The organism is Micromonospora sp. AKA38 (assembly GCF_027925725.1).
In the GTDB taxonomy this organism is placed as follows: Bacteria; Actinomycetota; Actinomycetes; order Mycobacteriales; family Micromonosporaceae; genus Micromonospora.
In genome coordinates, this window is sequence record NZ_BNEI01000005.1 from 1,530,847 (window position 1) to 1,546,319 (window position 15,473).

A 15,473-nucleotide genomic window follows, 5' to 3' on the forward strand; every position below is an offset into this window, starting at 1 on the left:
TAGCGTGCGGAGCCATGACCGCACCCCTGGAGTTCAGCACCCTGTGCAACTTCCGAGACCTCGGCGGCTGGCGGACCGACGACCGTCGCACCGTGGCCCGCGGCCGGCTCTACCGCTCCGACTCCCTGGCCAAACTCGCCGGCGACGACCTGGCCCGGTTCGCGGCGCTCGGCGTCCGCACCGTGATCGACCTGCGCTACCCGTGGGAGATCGCCGACCGCGGCCGGGCACCGGAGAGCCCCGGCGTCACCTGGCACAACCTGAGCATCGAGCACCGCACCTACGTCCAGGCCGACATCGACCCCGACGTGGACCCGTGGCGCTACCTGGCCGACCGGTACGCCGAGGTGGCCGAGGACGGCGTGGTCGAGCTGCGCCGGGCGGTGGAGGTGATCGCCCACGACGCGCACCCGCTGGTGTTCCACTGCGCGTCCGGCAAGGACCGCACCGGGCTGCTGGCCGCGCTGGTGCTCGCCCTGCTCGGCGTGGACACCGACCAGATCGCGGCGGACTTCGCGCGCACCGAACACGCCACCGGGCGGCTGGTCGCCGAGTGGCGCGACCGCAACGGCGGCGCGACGCCACGCTGGCCCGCGTACGGGCGGGCGCCCGAGGCGCTCATCCGGCTGGTGTTGGCCGAACTGACCGCGGCGCACGGCTCGATCCACGGCTACGTCACCGGACGGCTCGGGGTGGGCGAGGAGACCATCGCCGCGCTGCGCGCCCGGCTGCTCACCGACGACGAAAAACCGCACGACGGCGACGCGGCGCTCTGGCAGGCTCGCTGATCGTGGACAGTCGCTGGGACGACCTGCGGGCCGAGGTGCGCACCGCGCTCGACGACCTCGTGACCTCCGGGCGGGAGGCCGGCGTGCAGGTGGCCGCGTACCTCGACGGCACACCGATCGTCGAGGAGCAGGCCGGGCTCGCCGACACCGCCACCGGCCGGCCGATGACCGCCGACACGCCGGTGCACGCGGTCTCCACCGGCAAGGGCCTCACCGCCACCGTGGTGCACGTGCTGGCCGAGCAGGGCCGGCTCGACGAGGACCTGCCCCTGGCCCGGGTGTGGCCGGAGTTCGCCCGGCACGGCAAGGACGGCATCACGCTGCGGCACGTGCTCACCCACACCGCCGGCCTGCCCGCGTTGCCCGCCGACGTCACCCCCGCCGACTTCACCGACTGGTCCCGGATGTGCGACCTGCTCGCCGACGCGACACCCCTGTGGGCCCCCGGGGAGCGGCTGGCGTACCACGCGTGGACGTGGGGCTGGCTGCTCGGCGAGGTGGTCCGCCGGGTCACCGGCAGACCGGTCTCCCAGGTGCTCGCCGAGGAGGTGGCCGGGCCGCTCGGCGTGACCCGGGAACTGTTCCTCGGCGTACCCGACGCGGAGCTGCCCAGGCTGGCCCGGCTGGAGGACGCCGGCCTGTCCGCGCTGATGACCTGGGCCGGCGCGCACCTGCCACACTTCGACGCGGTGGCACCGCCCGCGGTCCGCCCGGACACCACGACCGGCGGCGACCCCGACGTGCTGCGCGCCGACGTGCCCTCGGTCGGCACCATGAGCGCCCGCGCGGTCGCCCGGATGTACGCGGCGCTGCTCGGCCCCGTCGACGGCGTCCGGCTGATCTCCGCCGCGCGGCTGCGCGCGGTGTCCGCGCCGGCCGTCCGCGCCCAGGAGTGGGTGTTCGGGCAGGAGAGCACGTTCGGGCTCGGCTACGCGGTCGACGACGACGGCTCGTTCGGCACCGCCGGCAGCGGCGGCAGCCTCGCGTTCGCGTACCCGGAACTGGGATTGACCGTGGCGGCGGTCCGCAACCGGCTCGGCGCCGGCGACGGCGACCCGATGGAGCGGCTACGGGCGCTGGTGCGCGACCGGGTCGCCGAGACCCTGAGCGGGGCGCAGACGGGCGCGTAGCCGCCCGGCGGCGTCGCCGAGCACCGCGCCGGTCATCGGCAGCAGCGGGCTGGACCGCATCACCGCCAGATCCTCGGCCGGCGTGGTCGCGCCGTCGAGGAACCGCAGCACCCGCTCCGGCGGGTTGCGGTCGAACAGCCGGTCGAAGAACTCCACCCCGGCCACGTGCCCCCGGTCCAGCGCGCGCAACGCCACCGCGTCCATCCACCGGTGCCGCCCCGGGTACGCCGGCAGAGGCACCGGCGGCCGGCCCGCCGCCACCGCCCGGGCCACCTGGTCGGCCTGGCGCAGCATCGCGGAGAACGTGAACCCGGTGGACGGGCGCGTCGCCCCGCCGGCGGTGCCCAACCGCACCACCCGGCGGCTCGGCCGGACCACGAACGGGCCGTCCGTCATCGGGATCACCCCGTTCTCCACCTCCCGCACCCGCAACGCGCCCAGATCCAGCCCGAGCAGCCCGGCGTAGCCGCGCAGCGCCGCGTCGTAGCCGGCGTCGTCGAGCACCGCCGGCCCGAACTCGGTGTACTCGACAAGCGCGAACCGGTCGTCGACCGGCAACACGTACCCGAACGACACCCCGCGGGCCGGCTGCGGGGTGCGGAAGTCCATCAGCACCGCCCGACCCGGATCGAACGTCGGCCGCTCCGCCGCCAACCACCAGCCCCGGAAGTGCTGCAACCAGCTCGTCCGCCCCGGCCGCGACGGCGGGCGCGGCCGGGAGTCCAGCACCCAACCGGCGCGCACCAACGCCCGCCCCGACGGGTCGCACACGGTGACCCGCTCCCCGTCGTCGCGCAGCTCCCCCGCCGGCGCGGCGATCCGGACCGCGTCCAGCCGCCGCTCCGCCTCGGCAGCCCGGTCGTAGACCGGGGCGGAGCGGACCATGGCGTACCGCAGCGGTGCCAGCGGCAGGACGCGGCGGCCCGCCGCAGTGACCACCTCCACCCGCGACCAGCTCGCGCTCAACAGCGGGTCCAGGTCACCGCCCGGCGTGCCCCAGAACGCCCAGGTGCGGTCCTGGCCCCGCTTGCGGACCGGGTCCACCACCGCGACCCGGACGCCGGTCACCCCGTGCCGATCCAGGGCGGCCAGGACCAGCGACGCGGCGCCGCCGCCACCGACCAGCGCGAGGTCGACGTCGACCGGGGAGGATGCGGGCATCCGCCCACGCTGTCACACCGGCGGGCAGCGCCGTCGGGGACCCCGCCGCCCGGCACCGCCGCGCCGCGTAGATTCGGCGGCATGACGCTGCGGGTGGGACTGCTCGGGTACGGCACGGCCGGGCGGGTGTTCCACGCCCCGCTCATCGCCGCCACTCCCGGCCTGCGGCTGGACGCGGTGGTGACCCGTGACCCGCAGCGCCGGGCGCAGGCCCAGGCCGACCACCCGGACGCCCGGGTCGTCGCCGACGCGGACCACCTGTGGCGGGCCGCCGACCAGCTCGACCTGGTGGTGGTGGCCGCGCCGAACCGGCAGCACGTGCCGCTGGCCCGGGCCGCGGTGGCCGCCGGGCTACCGGTCGTGGTGGACAAGCCGCTCGCCCCGACCGGTGCACAGGGCCGGGCGCTGCTGGCCGACGCCGAAACCGCCGGCGTGCCGCTCACCGTGTTTCAGAACCGACGCTGGGACGGCGACTACCGCACCGTGTGCCGACTGGTCGAGGCCGGCGAACTGGGCCGGGTCACCCGGTTCGAGTCACGGTTCGAACGATGGCGGCCGACGATCAAACCGGGCTGGCGGGAGAGCGGCGCGCCCGGCGACGCCGGCGGCGCGCTGTTCGACCTCGGCGCCCACCTCATCGACCAGGCGGTCCGACTGTTCGGGCCGGTGGAACACGTCTACGCCGAGGTGGACCGGCGGCGGCCCGGCGCCGAGGTGGACGACGACGCGTTCGTCGCGCTCACCCACACCGGCGGCGTGCGCTCACACCTCTGGACGGGCGCGGTCACCGCGCAGCCCGGCCCCCGCTTCCGGGTCCTCGGCGACCGGGCCGCCTACACGAGCTGGGGCCTGGACCCGCAGGAGGCGGCGCTGCGCGCCGGCCGGCGCCCCGACGAACCCGGCTGGGGCGAGGTCGACCCGCAACGGTACGGGCGGCTCGGCGCCGACGACGACCTGCGGGCCGTACCCACCGAACCGGGCCGCTACCCGGACTTCTACGCCCAGGTGGCGACCGCGCTGCGCGACGGCACACCGATGCCCGTCGACCCGGCCGACGCGGTCGCCGTGGTCGAACTGATCGAGCTGGCGCACGAGGCCGCCGCGCAGAACCTCACGCTGCCGGTCCCCCCGCTGCACTGACCACCACCACCCACCCGCCGGCTCGGTAAGGCCGGGCCCCTTGTCAACGCCTCCGGTAGAGACGGGGCCCCACCTCACACGTGGGCGTGCTCTCGTTAGGACGCGGGCCGGTCGGGGTACCTGCGGGCGACGACCGGGCCGACCCGGTGAACCCGACCGGTGCGACCAAGGTGAGGTACGGACATGCGGAACTGGGTGCGGGCCGCCGCCGGGCGGGTACGCCGGGACTGGGTGTCGGTGGTCGAGGCGACCGTGGCCGCCACCGTCGCCTGGGTCCTCGCCTCCCGGGTGATCGGCCACCCCGATCCGTTCTTCGCCCCGTCCGCCGCGCTGGTGGTGCTCGGCGAGACCCGGGGCAAGCGACTGCGGCAGACCGTCGAGATCCTGCTCGGGGTGGCCGCCGGCATCCTGGTGGCCGACGTCGTCGTGCAGGCCCTCGGCCCGACCACCACCACCGTGTTCCTGGTCCTGGGCTGCACCCTCGGGCTGATGGTGGTGCTCGGCGCGAGCACCACGCTGACCGTGCAGGCCGCCGTCTCGGCGTTGTACCTGGTCGTGGTGGCCGCACCGAAGGGCAGCCTGATGCCGTTCCGGTTCGTCGACGCGCTGATCGGCGGCGCGGTGGCGATCGCGGCCAGCCAGTTGATCGTCGCCCGGGACCCGCTCGCGCCGCTGGTGGCCGAGGCCCGGCAGACCTTCGCCGACCTGGCCGACCTGCTCGACCGGATCAACGACGCGCTGCGCCGGTGCGACGAGGACGCCGCCCGGGCGACCCTGGAGCGGGCCCGCCAGGTGGACGACTGCGTGGATCGGCTGCGCGAGGCGGTGGCGGCCACCGGTGAGACGTTGCGACTACGGGTCCGCCGCCGCCGGCACATCGGCCAGGTCCGGGAGGTCGAGGCCACCACCCGGCAACTCGACTACGCCGCCCGCAACATCCGGGTGCTGGCCCGCGCCGGGGTGCACCTGACCCGGTTGCACACCGCCACCCCACCCGAACTGGCCGTGGCGATCAACGAACTCGCCGACGCGCTCCGCGCCGCCGGCGAGGCCATGGTGCACAGCCTGACCGGCGACGAGGACGCGACCGAGTGCGCCGAACGGGCCGACGCCGCCGCCCTGGAGGCGGTCCGGATCGCCGCGCAGTTGTTCGAGTCCCAGCCGCCCCTGCCACTCATCATGATCATCGGGCAGATCCGGGCCACCGCCATCGACCTGCTGCGCGCGGTCGGCACCGACGACCCGGTCCTCGGCCGGGTCGACGAGGCCCTCGGCCTGCCGGAGCCACCCACCCCGCCGACGCCTCGCGCCGATCCCGGAACGACGCCGACGACAATGGCGGCTTGACAGCGGGGCGGGGCACTTCCGGGCCGGCCGCGTCCCCGCTCAGCTCAGTCGGCCTCGTCGAGGGTGGGGATCGGCAGCGCGACCGGGTCGCCGGGACCGCCCGCCGGGACCGAGTGCGGCGGCGCCGGCCGGTCCACCGCCGGTCGCCGCGAGTACAGCCGCCCCTGGCCGACCGGACCGTTGCGGCGGGACACCTCGACCGCCACCATCCGGATCGGCGCGGGCGGCGCGGTGAACCCGGGTACGCCCCAGCGCAACCAGATCGGGACCCGCCCGGCGCCGGCCTCGGCCAGCAACTTCTCCACCGTCCGTCGACGGTCGGTGTGGTCGACCTCGACGACGACCGGCGGACGGTCCGGCCGGGCGCAGGCGACGTCGAGCACCGACTGCCGCCCGGACAGCGGCGGCGGCAACGGCACCACGCTCGCCGCCCGGCGGTAGACCCGCCAACCCTCGCCGGTCGCCCACTCGGCCACGGCGTCGACCAGCCGGGCGGTCACCTCGTCGGTGGTCAGATCCACGAAGGTCAGCCCGTCGAGTCGGTGCGCGAGGGACGCGGCCACCCGCTCGCCGTCCAGCCCCAGATCCATGCCCGCAGGCTAGCGTGCGACCGACCCGACGGCCCCTGCGGAGCGCACCCCCGAGAACCGGCCGACGTCCGCCCCGGAACGGCCAGGTCACCGAGTGTTGAGGCGGGCGGCCTGGCGGATCAGGTGGTCACGCTCGGCCAGATTGGTCGCCCGACGAGCGGCCTCGGCGTAGAGGCGGGCCGCCGTCGACCGGTCACCGTCGCGTTCGTGCAGGTACGCGGCCACCGCCGCGTACCGGGGCAGCGCCTCGTCCAGCGCCGCGAGCGCGGCCAGCCCGGCCCGCGGACCGTCCGCCTCGCCGACGGCGACCGCGCGATTGAGCCGTACCACCGGGCTGTCGGTCAGGCGCACCAGTTCGTCGTACCATTCCACGATCTGCACCCAGTCGGTCTCCGCCGCGGTGGGCGCGTCGGCGTGCAGCGCCGCGACGGCGGCCTGGGCCTGGAACTCACCCAGCCGGTCGCGGGCCAACGCCGCCTGGAGGATCCGCACCCCCTCGCCGATCAGGCCGGTGTCCCAGCGGCGGCGGTCCTGCGCGGCCAGCGGCACCAGACTGCCGTCGGGCGCGGTCCGGCTGGCCCGGCGGGCGTGGTGCAGCAGCATGAGGGCGAGCAGCCCGGCCACCTCGGGATGGTCGATGGCGGCGGCGAGCTGCCGGGTGAGTCGGACCGCCTCGGCCGCCAGGTCGACGTCGCCGGAATAGCCCTCGTTGAAGACCAGGTAGAGCACGCGCAGCACGGTGGCGACATCACCGGGCTGGTCGAACCGGACGCCGGACACGGTGCGCTTCGCGCGGCTGATCCGCTGCGCCATGGTCGCCTCCGGCACCAGGTAGGCCCGGGCGATCTGCCGGGTGGTGAGCCCGCCGACCGCGCGCAGGGTGAGCGCCACCGCGGACGACGGGGTCAGCGACGGATGCGCGCAGAGGAAGTAGAGCCGGAGCGTGTCGTCGACCCCGGGCACCGGCCCGGGCGCCGGCTCCTCGTCGACGGCGTCCTCGCGCCGACGCCGGGCGGCGTCTGCGCGGGCCGTGTCGAGGAACCGGCGCCAGGCCACGGTGACCAGCCACGCCTTCGGCTCGCGCGGCGGGTCCGCCGGCCAGACGCGGAACGCTTCGACCAGGGCGTCCTGCACGGCGTCCTCGGCCGTCGCGAAGTCGGCTCCGCGGCGGACGAGGACGCCGAGGACGCCCGGGATGAGGCTGCGCAGCAGCACCTCGTCCATCGGTCGGGTCACTCCGTGATGGTGGGCGGCGCGGTCAGGAACGGGCGCAGCTCCAGCCACTCGCGGATCGGCTTGCCGCCCTGCCCCGGCGCGGCCGACAACTCCGCGGCCAGGTCGAGGGCGCGTTCGTGGCTGTCCACGTCGATCACCATCCAGCCGGCGATGAGGTCCTTCGTCTCGGCGAACGGACCGTCGGTGACCGGCGGGCGACCCTCGCCGTCGTAGCGCACGAACGTGCCCTCCGGGGCGAGCGCCTGCGAGTCGACGAACTCGCCGGTCTCCTCGAGGCGGGCCGCGAAGTCCTTCATGTACTGCACGTGCGCGGTCACCTCCTCCGGCGTCCACCGGTCCAGCAGCGGCATGTCGGTGACCGAGGTCGGGCCGCCACGGTAGTGCTTCAGCAGCAGGTACTTCGCCATCGTGGGTCTCCTCGGTGCGGGTGCGGCCCATTCTGGCCGCGTTCACCCCGGGGACGGAGCCGGCCGCCGGTTCTCGACATCGCGGTCGCCGACGCCACACCCCGTAGGGCATCCTAGGATCCTGGATTATAGTCGGGTCGGGGTCGCCCACCCCCGTGCCGGCGACCCCGACCCGACGGCTCAGCCGGCGGCGGTCCGCCGCAGCGCGGGCACCAGCACGGCGCCGGCCACCAGGTGCAGCACCACCAGGGTCACCGTCGCCGGCCCACTCGCCCCCCCGCCCAGCGGGCCGAGCAGGGACAGCAGCAGCACCAGCACCGCGACCGCGGTCCAGACGGTCCGGGCCCGCCCGGTGAAGCGCTCCAGCAGGGCCAGCAACGCCCAACCGGCCAGGCCGGCGAGCAGCGTGCTGACCGCGACGGCGAACGGCGTGACGCGCTGCTCGCCGTCGCCGCTGCGCGCCACCAGCTCCACCCCGGCCAGCGGCACCGAGACGACCCAGCCCAGCAGCGTGGCGACGGTGGCGGCGAGCACGGTGAGCAGCCGGTCACGGCGACGGGCCGGACGGACGCCGGCACTCGGGATCGTGGTCTCCATCGGTGCGTACCTCCCGGTCGGATCTACTGGCGGAAACGCTAGGTCCGGCCGGGCACCGCGCGGATCACGCCGGGGAGCGGTTCCCGCCTCCGTCCCGGGACCCAGCGCCCCGCCGCATCTCCGTCTCCCGGCCGATGAACGGCGGTGGGCCGACGGCCTAGCATCCGGGGCATGAGGTGCCCGTCCCGGTCCCGGTCCGTGCTGCTGCTGATCGACGGCGGCATCGCCGCCGTCGTGCTCGGCGTGTCGCTGCTCGTGCTGCTGACGTCGGACACCCGCCCGACCACGCCGGGCGGCACCGCCGTCGCGGTCGGCCTCGCCGCGTGGCAGGCCAGCTGTCTGCTGTGGATCCGCTACCGACCCGGGTACGCGCTCGCGATGGCCGCGGCGGCCGGCGTGGGCCTGGAGGCGCTCTGCCCGGCACTGGGCTGGCTCGGGCTGGTGGCCGCGCCGCTGTCCTACGTGGCCCGGCTGCGGCCGCCCCGCTTCTCGCTTGTCGCGCTCGGCCTGCTGCTGGCGTGCACGCCGTGGAAGCTGGTCACCGGTGACTGGCGGGACCTGCTGCTCGCGGTGACGGCGCTCGGCCTGAGCTGGTCGGTCGGCGAGTTGCTGCGCGCCCGGGAACAGCGGCGCTGCGAGTGGGAGCGGCAGGTCCGCGCACGGGAGCGGGAGCGGATCTCCCGCGAGCTGCACGACGTGGTCGCCCACCACGTGGCGGTGATCGCCGTGCAGGCCGTCGCCGCCGAGGACGTCTTCGACGAACAGCCGGAACAGGCGCGCGCCGCGCTCGGGTCCATCCACACGGCGGCCCGGTCCGCGCTCACCGAGCTGCGCGCCATGCTGCACGCGTTGACCGCCGACGACGGGACCGACCCGAACGGGCCGCAGCCCGGGCTGGCCCAACTCGACGCGCTGGTCGAGGCCGTGCGGGCGGTGGGGCTGCCGGTGACGCTGCGCCGGGAGGGCGACTGCGGGAAGCTGCCCGGCGGAGTGCAGCTCTCGGCGTACCGGATCGTGCAGGAGTCGCTGACCAACGCGCTGCGGCACGGGCACGCCACCCGGGCCGACGTCGACGTCCGGTACGACGACGGGGTGCTGCGGCTCGAGGTGGTCAACGACGGCTCGACGCCGACCCGCCGGCCCGGGACGACCGGTGGGCGCGGCATCGTCGGCATGCGGGAACGGGCCCGGCTGCTCGGCGGCACCCTCGACGCCGGCCCTTTGCCGACCGGCGGTTTCCGGGTGCACGCGAGACTGCCGGTCGGCGCGGCCCGGTGAGCGCGAGGAGCGAGCCGGGCTTGCGAGCCCCGCAGTCGCGAACGAAGGAGGCCCCGGTGAGCGCGAGGAGCGAGCCGGGGTTGCGAGCCCCGCGGTCGCGAACGAACGAGGCCCCGCGAGCGCGAGGAGCGAGCCGGGGTTGCGAGCCCCGCAGCCGCGGACAGAAGGGGATCCGGTGACCGTGCGCGTGGTGGTCGTGGACGACCAGGAGCTGATCCGCGCCGGGCTGCGTACGGTGCTCGACGCGCGAGCCGACCTGACCGTGGTCGGCGAGGCCGCGGACGGCGTGGAGGCGGTGGCGGTGGCCACCCGGACCCGGCCCGACGTGGTGCTGATGGACGTGCGGATGCCCCGGCGGGACGGCATCGCCGCCACCCGGGAGCTGGTGGCCGCCGGCAGTCCGGCCCGGATCGTCATGCTCACCACGTTCGACGTCGACGAGCACGTCTACGCCGCGCTGCGCGCCGGGGCGAGCGCCTTCCTGCTCAAGGACACCCGCCCGGCGGACCTGGCCGAGGCGGTACGGGTGGTGGCCCGGGGCGAGGCGCTGCTGGCGCCGACGGTGACCCGGCGGCTGCTGGACCGGTTCGCCGACCGGCTGCCCGGTCCGGCGCCCACCGCCGAGCGGGCCCTCGCCGCGTTGACCGCCCGCGAGGTGGAGGTGCTCACGCTGACCGCCCGTGCGCTGTCCAACGCCGAGATCGCCGAGCGGCTGCATGTGAGCACCGCGACCGTGAAGACCCATGTCTCCGCGATCCTCACCAAGCTGGGCCTGCGGGACCGGATCCAGGCGGTGGTTCTCGCGTACGACGTCGGGCTGGTCCGGCCGGCCGGCTGAGCCGCGCCGGGCGCGCGGCGGCGCTCACCTCGCGGGGCGGGCTCGGCGTTTTGTCCGCCGTGGCGCCGCGTGTGCCGGCATGTCCGCCGTCCGGTGGCGGGAGGGGGGACACCGGACGGCAACGAAGATTTCTCAATTACCCCCAGTGACCGCCGCAACCCTCCTAGTGTTGGCCACACCGGTGCTCGTCACGGAGTTGGCCACCCGAACGACGTCCCACGCAGACAGCGGACGAAAAGTGAGGGAAGACGCGGATGAAGGCACAGTCAATTCTCGGATCGGCGGCGGTCGGCGTGGGTCTCGGCGCACTGCTGCTCCCGGCCGCCGCGCTGGCGGACACCAGAGTCTCACCCGCCACCACCCCGGTCGGCGGCACGGTGGTGCTCACCTCGACGTGCAACCCGAAGGCCGGTGACGCGATCTTCCGGGTCACCGGGCCGGACCGGGATCAGAACGTCAGGTCCACCACGGCCGCGGCGGGCGGCGGGCTGAGCGCGGAACTGTTCACCGCCGGGTTCACGCTCGGCACGTACACGGTGGCCACGACCTGCGGCGACGGCAGCGACGGCGGCAGCGCCACGTTCACCGTCACCCCGATCGGCGGCGCGCAGGCCGGCGCCGGCGGCCGGGACGGCGACACCGGCGTGCTGGTCGCGGGCGGCGCGCTGGCCGCCGGCGCGCTCGCCGGCGGGGCGTACGTCCTGGTCCGTCGCCGGCGCCGGGCCGGCGTCACCGCCTGACAGCTCGTCGAGTGGGTCGCCCGCGCCGGTCCGTCCGGCGCGGGCCCCGCGTCCTCGCCGGACGGAGGTAGGACCCTGTCCCCAGCAGAGCGTCGGACGGGTGGGCCGTCGCGGGCCCGCACCGCCGCCGTCGTCACCGCCGTCACCCTGGCCGGGGCCACCGGCGCCGGCCTGCTCTCGGCCGGTCTCGGCAGCACCTCGGCGTCGCCGCCCCAACCGGGCGCGTCCGCCGCGCCGGCCACCGAGCGCCCCGGCTCCGCCGGTCCGGCGCTCCCCCGCGCGGCGCCGCTGCGGGTGGTCATCCCCCGCATCGGCGTCGACGCCGAGATCGTCGCGGTGGCCACCGACGACGACGGCGCGCTGGAGGTGCCGCCGCTGGAGCACCCGGAGGTCGCCGGCTGGTACCGGCCCGGGCCGGCGCCCGGGCAGGCCGGCAACGCGGTGCTGGTCGGGCACGTCGACTCCACCCGCGGGCCGGCGGTCTTCTTCGACCTCGGCCGGCTGCGTCCCGGCGACACCGTCCGGGTGGTCCGGGCCGACGGCCGGACCGCGGCGTTCACCGTGGACGGTGTCGGCGCGTACCCCAAGGCGCGTTTCCCCACCGAGCGGGTGTACGGCGGCGGCGCGGCGGCCCGGCTGCGGCTGATCACCTGCGGTGGTCGGTTCGACCCGCGCACCGGCAGCTACCCCGACAACATCGTGGTCTTCGCCACCGCCGCCGGTTGACCCGGCCCGGACCCCACCGCCGCACCGCCGGGCCGTACGGTAGGCCGTCGGTTTCCCGGCGGGCGGAGGTGTGCGGTGGACCGGATCCGGTGGCGGGATCGACTGCCCGGCGTCGTGGGGCGCCTGCTCGGGCGCGACCTTCCGGTGGCTGGGAAACGTCCACGCCGGACCAACCCGGACGCGGTGGTCGACTGCGCGGTCTACGTCGCCGGGCGGCGGGAGCCGGGCCGGCCGCACTACGCCGACGCGTACGCCCGGGCCCGCCACGGCCGCCGCGCGTTCGTCTGGCTCGGGTTGCACGAGCCGGGCGCGGCGGTGATGGCCGCGGTCGGCCGGACGTTCGGTCTCGACGAGGCGGCGGTGGAGCAGGCGCTCGCCGACGGGCACCGGCCCACCGTGCGGCGTCTCGGCGACGTGACGCTGCTGGTGCTGCGCAGCGCCGGGTACGTCGAGCACGGCGAGCTGACCGCCACCTCGGAGGTGGTCGACACCGGGGACGTGCTGGTGTTCCTCGGCGACCGCTTCGCGCTGACCGTCCGGCACGGCGCCACCGGCGCGCTCGCCCCGGTACGCGAGGCCGTGCAGCACCGCCCCGACGTGCTGGCCCAGGGACCCTGGGCGGTGGCGTACGCGGTCTGCGCCCGGATGGTCGAGCTGTACGGGGAGGTCGCCGAGCACCTGGAACGTGATCTGGAGCGGGTCGAGGAGAGCGTCTTCGCCCGCGAGCACGGCGCCGACATCCAGCACCTCTACCAGCTCAAACGGGAGGTGGTCGAGTTCAAGCGGGCGGTGCTGCCGTTGAGCGCCCCGCTGCGCGCGCTGCTGGACCCGGCCGACGCCGGGCCGCCGACCGCGCTGCGGTCCCGGTTCGCCGCGGTGGCCGACGACCTGGCCCGGGTGGTCGAGCGGATCGGCGCCTACGACGAGTTGCTCACCTCGCTGGTCCAGTCCCGGCTGGCGCAGCTCGCGGTGGAACAGAACGACGACATGCGCAAAATCGCGTCGTGGGCGGCGATCGCCGCCTCGCAGACCGCGGTGGCCGGCGTGTACGGGATGAACTTCGCGCACATGCCGGAGCTGCACTGGCGGTACGGCTACGGTGGCGCGCTGCTGCTCATGGCGACGCTGGCGGTGACGCTGCACCGGTTGTTCCGCCGCTCCGGCTGGCTCTGACCGGCCGTGTTCACCGCGGTTCGGGCGGCGTTCCGGGCCCGGCCGCGGCCCGGAGCAGGCCGGTGAGGCCCTCCTCGAACAGCAGGTCGTCGCTCCACCGGCCGTCGTCGAGGTGCCCGGAGGCGGTCAGCGTCGGATAGGCGTCGGCACTCGCCGCCACGTGGGCGCGGGCGGCGGCCCGCGCATCGGGGTGCGTGGTCCGGCGCCAGGTGGCCTCGGTCAGCGACGCGCCGATGACGTAGTTGGCCAGCATCCGGGTGGCCACCGCGAGCTGACGGCCGTGGCAACCGCCGCGCACCAGCGTGGCCTGGAGGAACTCGGTGCGGGCCAGCACGTTGGGGCCGAGCATCGGCCGGCCGACCAGCCCCGGCGCCCAGGGGTGGTCGAGCATCGCGGCGCGCCAGGCGCGGACGAGAGCCCGGACGTCGTCCCGCCAGTCGTCGCTGACCGGCGGGATCGGCACCTCGCCGAAGATCCGGTCGACGGCCAGGTCCAGGACGTCGTCCCGGATCCGCACGTGCCAGTAGAGCGCCGTGGGTGTCACGTCGAGGCGCTCGGCGAGGCGGCGCATCGTCAGCCCGTCGACGTCGTGCCGGTCCAGGAGGGAGACCGCCGCGTCCACGATGTGCTCCCGGGTCAGCGGCGGTCGGCGGCGCGCCCGGGCTCCGCCGGCCGCCGGTCAATTGAGCGGCCCGGACAGGTCGGCCAGCTCGGCGTCGAGCAGCTCGGCCAGCCGTGCCACCCGGCCCGGATCCGACGCCGCGGTGATGCCACGGCTGGGCATCTCCACGGTCATCAACAGATAGAGGTGCAGCCGGTAGAGACCGAGCCGCCGCCGCACCGCCGCGTCGAACGGGAACGGCGCCACCGCCCGGTACCCCCGCACCAGCGGATCGTCCGGCTCGTCCTCGGCGCGGCGGAACAGTAGCGGCGAGACCAGGTCCAGCAGCGGATCGCCCCACAGGTACCGTTCCCCGTCGACCAGGCCGCTGAGTCGGGGCGTGCCGTCCGGGCCCTCGACCGCCAGCACGTTGCCGGCCCAGCCGTCCACGTGCAGCAGCGCCGGACGGCGGACCGCGTCGAGGACTGCCGCGTGCCGGGCGACCGACGCCCGGATCCGGGACGTGGGCAGCGGCACCGCCCAGTCCGCCGCGTCGGCGAGCAGGTCGTCCACCATCGCGAGGTACGCGCCCCGCCAGGTGGAAGCGGCGGCCCGCCCACCGTCGTAGCCGTACCGACCGCCGTCGCCGTGCCGTCCGCCGTCGCCGTGCCGTCCGCCGTCGCCGTACCGTCCGTCGGGCACGGCGTGCAGGGCGGCCAGTGCGCGGCCGAACTCCGCCCGCAGCGGGGCGACGTCCGCGCCGGCCCGGGTCAGGTCCCACAGGGTACGGCCGGGTAGGCGCGCCGTGAGCAACCAGTCGCCCAGCTCGGGATGGCGTCCGTGGTGCAGCAGCGACGGCACCGGCACGGTCGGCGCGCGGTCGGCCACCAGCCGTAGGTAGCGCGCCTCCGCCCCGATCATGTCGCGCTCGTAGCGCAGCAGTGGCACGCCCGGCGGTGGGCCGACCTTGAGCACCACCTCACGCCCGTCGGTGAGGCGTACCCACCAGACCGCGGCGAACCCGCCGCCGGTCAGCGGACCACAGGCCGCCACCTCGCCGGCCGGCCCGAGCGAGGCGGTCAGGTAGTGGCGGACCTGCTCCGGGTCGAGGTCGCGCCGGGTCGGACTGCCACTCATGGTGCCTCGGACACTAGTGCGCCCCTCCAGCCCCCGCTGCCCCTCCGGCATCCGCCCGGCCTGAGGTAAGGAGGGGGCCCCGCTTAACGCATCCGGTAGAGGAGGGCGCCCCGCTTGACCTGCCGGTGTTAAGCGGGGCCCCCTGCTCGCACCTGTCGGCGGCAGGTGAGAATCGGGGAATGGCGAAACGGAGCACGGCCTGCCCGTGCGGGTCGGTCCGGCCGTACGAGGACTGCTGCGCCCCGGTACACCGGGGTGTCGCGACGGCGGCCACCGCCGAGGCGTTGATGCGGTCCCGGTTCAGCGCGTTCGCGCTCGGCGACGCCGACTACCTGCGGCACAGTTGGCACTCCGGCACCCGGCCCGATCGGCTGGAGCTGGACCCGGGCACCCGGTGGACCAAGCTGGAGGTGGTGGAGACCGGGCAGGGCGGCCTGTTCGACAGCACCGGCACGGTGCGGTTCCGGGCCCACTACCGGGAGGGTGGTCGACCCGGCGTGCTGACCGAGCACAGCCGCTTCGCCCGGGAGGACGGCCGGTGGGTCTACGTCGACGCGCTGCCCGGGTGACGATGCCGGCGCGCC

At 75.7% G+C, this 15,473-nt stretch carries 17 protein-coding genes; 10 read left to right on the plus strand and 7 right to left on the minus strand.

The window, feature by feature from the left end; translation table 11 throughout:
* Positions 1-14: 14 nt before the first annotated feature.
* Entirely contained in the window at positions 15-788 is a 774-nt protein-coding gene (locus tag TPA0908_RS23765; RefSeq protein ID WP_281941418.1) for a tyrosine-protein phosphatase, read from the plus strand.
* 2 nt (positions 789-790) lie between these two features.
* Entirely contained in the window at positions 791-1,918 is a 1,128-nt protein-coding gene (locus tag TPA0908_RS23770; RefSeq protein WP_281941420.1) for a serine hydrolase domain-containing protein, read from the plus strand.
* On the opposite strand, the gene TPA0908_RS23775 is transcribed toward TPA0908_RS23770, so the two are convergent.
* Positions 1,856-3,079 carry a lycopene cyclase family protein gene (locus tag TPA0908_RS23775; protein ID WP_281941421.1) on the minus strand — a complete coding sequence of 408 codons (1,224 nt, stop codon included), beginning with the start codon at positions 3,077-3,079 and terminating at the stop codon, positions 1,856-1,858. The genes TPA0908_RS23770 and TPA0908_RS23775 overlap by 63 nt on opposite strands.
* Before the next feature lie 81 nt (positions 3,080-3,160).
* Between TPA0908_RS23775 and TPA0908_RS23780 the strand changes: the two genes are divergently transcribed.
* Entirely contained in the window at positions 3,161-4,219 is a 1,059-nt protein-coding gene (locus tag TPA0908_RS23780; RefSeq protein ID WP_281941423.1) for a Gfo/Idh/MocA family oxidoreductase, read from the plus strand.
* A gap of 183 nt (positions 4,220-4,402) precedes the next feature.
* Positions 4,403-5,566, plus strand: coding sequence for an FUSC family protein (locus tag TPA0908_RS23785; protein ID WP_281941425.1), 1,164 nt, complete (start codon positions 4,403-4,405; stop codon positions 5,564-5,566).
* A gap of 44 nt (positions 5,567-5,610) precedes the next feature.
* Here the strand turns inward: TPA0908_RS23785 and TPA0908_RS23790 are convergent, their stop codons facing one another.
* The 4 genes from TPA0908_RS23790 to TPA0908_RS23805 all read right to left on the minus strand — a co-directional run bounded on the left by TPA0908_RS23790 (position 5,611) and on the right by TPA0908_RS23805 (position 8,396).
* Positions 5,611-6,156, minus strand: coding sequence for a hypothetical protein (locus TPA0908_RS23790; protein WP_281941428.1), 546 nt, complete (start codon positions 6,154-6,156; stop codon positions 5,611-5,613).
* Positions 6,157-6,243: 87 nt separating this feature from the next.
* Positions 6,244-7,380 (minus strand): RNA polymerase sigma factor, encoded by a 1,137-nt coding sequence (locus TPA0908_RS23795; protein WP_281942676.1) that lies wholly within the window; start codon positions 7,378-7,380, stop codon positions 6,244-6,246.
* 8 nt (positions 7,381-7,388) lie between these two features.
* Positions 7,389-7,799 (minus strand): YciI family protein, encoded by a 411-nt coding sequence (locus TPA0908_RS23800; protein ID WP_281941430.1) that lies wholly within the window; start codon positions 7,797-7,799, stop codon positions 7,389-7,391.
* Between the two features lie 180 nt (positions 7,800-7,979).
* Positions 7,980-8,396, minus strand: coding sequence for a DUF6069 family protein (locus TPA0908_RS23805; RefSeq protein ID WP_281941432.1), 417 nt, complete (start codon positions 8,394-8,396; stop codon positions 7,980-7,982).
* A 171-nt stretch (positions 8,397-8,567) separates the two neighbouring features.
* Between TPA0908_RS23805 and TPA0908_RS23810 the strand changes: the two genes are divergently transcribed.
* From TPA0908_RS23810 to TPA0908_RS23830, 5 genes are all read left to right on the plus strand, one after another.
* Positions 8,568-9,674 (plus strand): sensor histidine kinase, encoded by a 1,107-nt coding sequence (locus TPA0908_RS23810; protein WP_281941434.1) that lies wholly within the window; start codon positions 8,568-8,570, stop codon positions 9,672-9,674.
* 175 nt (positions 9,675-9,849) lie between these two features.
* On the plus strand, positions 9,850-10,512 hold the full coding sequence (locus TPA0908_RS23815) for a response regulator (protein WP_281941436.1): 663 nt from the start codon (positions 9,850-9,852) through the stop codon (positions 10,510-10,512).
* 254 nt (positions 10,513-10,766) lie between these two features.
* Complete coding sequence (locus TPA0908_RS23820; RefSeq protein WP_281941438.1) at positions 10,767-11,252, plus strand: hypothetical protein; 486 nt, start codon at positions 10,767-10,769, stop codon at positions 11,250-11,252.
* A gap of 75 nt (positions 11,253-11,327) precedes the next feature.
* Positions 11,328-11,978, plus strand: coding sequence for a class F sortase (locus TPA0908_RS23825; protein WP_281942678.1), 651 nt, complete (start codon positions 11,328-11,330; stop codon positions 11,976-11,978).
* Positions 11,979-12,053: 75 nt separating this feature from the next.
* A complete protein-coding gene (locus TPA0908_RS23830; RefSeq protein ID WP_281941440.1) occupies positions 12,054-13,151 on the plus strand; it encodes a magnesium and cobalt transport protein CorA in 1,098 nt (365 codons plus the stop codon).
* Positions 13,152-13,161: 10 nt separating this feature from the next.
* On the opposite strand, the gene TPA0908_RS23835 is transcribed toward TPA0908_RS23830, so the two are convergent.
* Both TPA0908_RS23835 and TPA0908_RS23840 read right to left on the minus strand, forming a co-directional pair.
* On the minus strand, positions 13,162-13,773 hold the full coding sequence (locus tag TPA0908_RS23835; protein ID WP_281941442.1) for a TetR/AcrR family transcriptional regulator: 612 nt from the start codon (positions 13,771-13,773) through the stop codon (positions 13,162-13,164).
* Between the two features lie 57 nt (positions 13,774-13,830).
* Positions 13,831-14,889, minus strand: a complete 1,059-nt coding sequence (locus TPA0908_RS23840) for a phosphotransferase family protein (protein WP_281941444.1) — start codon at positions 14,887-14,889, stop codon at positions 13,831-13,833.
* Between the two features lie 179 nt (positions 14,890-15,068).
* Between TPA0908_RS23840 and TPA0908_RS23845 the strand changes: the two genes are divergently transcribed.
* Positions 15,069-15,458 (plus strand): YchJ family protein, encoded by a 390-nt coding sequence (locus tag TPA0908_RS23845; protein ID WP_281941446.1) that lies wholly within the window; start codon positions 15,069-15,071, stop codon positions 15,456-15,458.
* The last annotated feature ends 15 nt before the right edge of the window (positions 15,459-15,473 follow it).

Coding starts and splice junctions, on each gene's coding strand:
- TPA0908_RS23765 (WP_281941418.1), top strand. CDS start 15: ATGACCGCACCCCTGGAGTTCAGCACCCTGTGCAACTTCCGAGACCTC.
- TPA0908_RS23775 (WP_281941421.1), bottom strand. CDS start 3,079: ATGCCCGCATCCTCCCCGGTCGACGTCGACCTCGCGCTGGTCGGTGGC.
- TPA0908_RS23780 (WP_281941423.1), top strand. CDS start 3,161: ATGACGCTGCGGGTGGGACTGCTCGGGTACGGCACGGCCGGGCGGGTG.
- TPA0908_RS23785 (WP_281941425.1), top strand. CDS start 4,403: ATGCGGAACTGGGTGCGGGCCGCCGCCGGGCGGGTACGCCGGGACTGG.
- TPA0908_RS23790 (WP_281941428.1), bottom strand. CDS start 6,156: ATGGATCTGGGGCTGGACGGCGAGCGGGTGGCCGCGTCCCTCGCGCAC.
- TPA0908_RS23795 (WP_281942676.1), bottom strand. CDS start 7,380: ATGGACGAGGTGCTGCTGCGCAGCCTCATCCCGGGCGTCCTCGGCGTC.
- TPA0908_RS23800 (WP_281941430.1), bottom strand. CDS start 7,799: ATGGCGAAGTACCTGCTGCTGAAGCACTACCGTGGCGGCCCGACCTCG.
- TPA0908_RS23805 (WP_281941432.1), bottom strand. CDS start 8,396: ATGGAGACCACGATCCCGAGTGCCGGCGTCCGTCCGGCCCGTCGCCGT.
- TPA0908_RS23810 (WP_281941434.1), top strand. CDS start 8,568: ATGAGGTGCCCGTCCCGGTCCCGGTCCGTGCTGCTGCTGATCGACGGC.
- TPA0908_RS23820 (WP_281941438.1), top strand. CDS start 10,767: ATGAAGGCACAGTCAATTCTCGGATCGGCGGCGGTCGGCGTGGGTCTC.
- TPA0908_RS23840 (WP_281941444.1), bottom strand. CDS start 14,889: ATGAGTGGCAGTCCGACCCGGCGCGACCTCGACCCGGAGCAGGTCCGC.
- TPA0908_RS23845 (WP_281941446.1), top strand. CDS start 15,069: ATGGCGAAACGGAGCACGGCCTGCCCGTGCGGGTCGGTCCGGCCGTAC.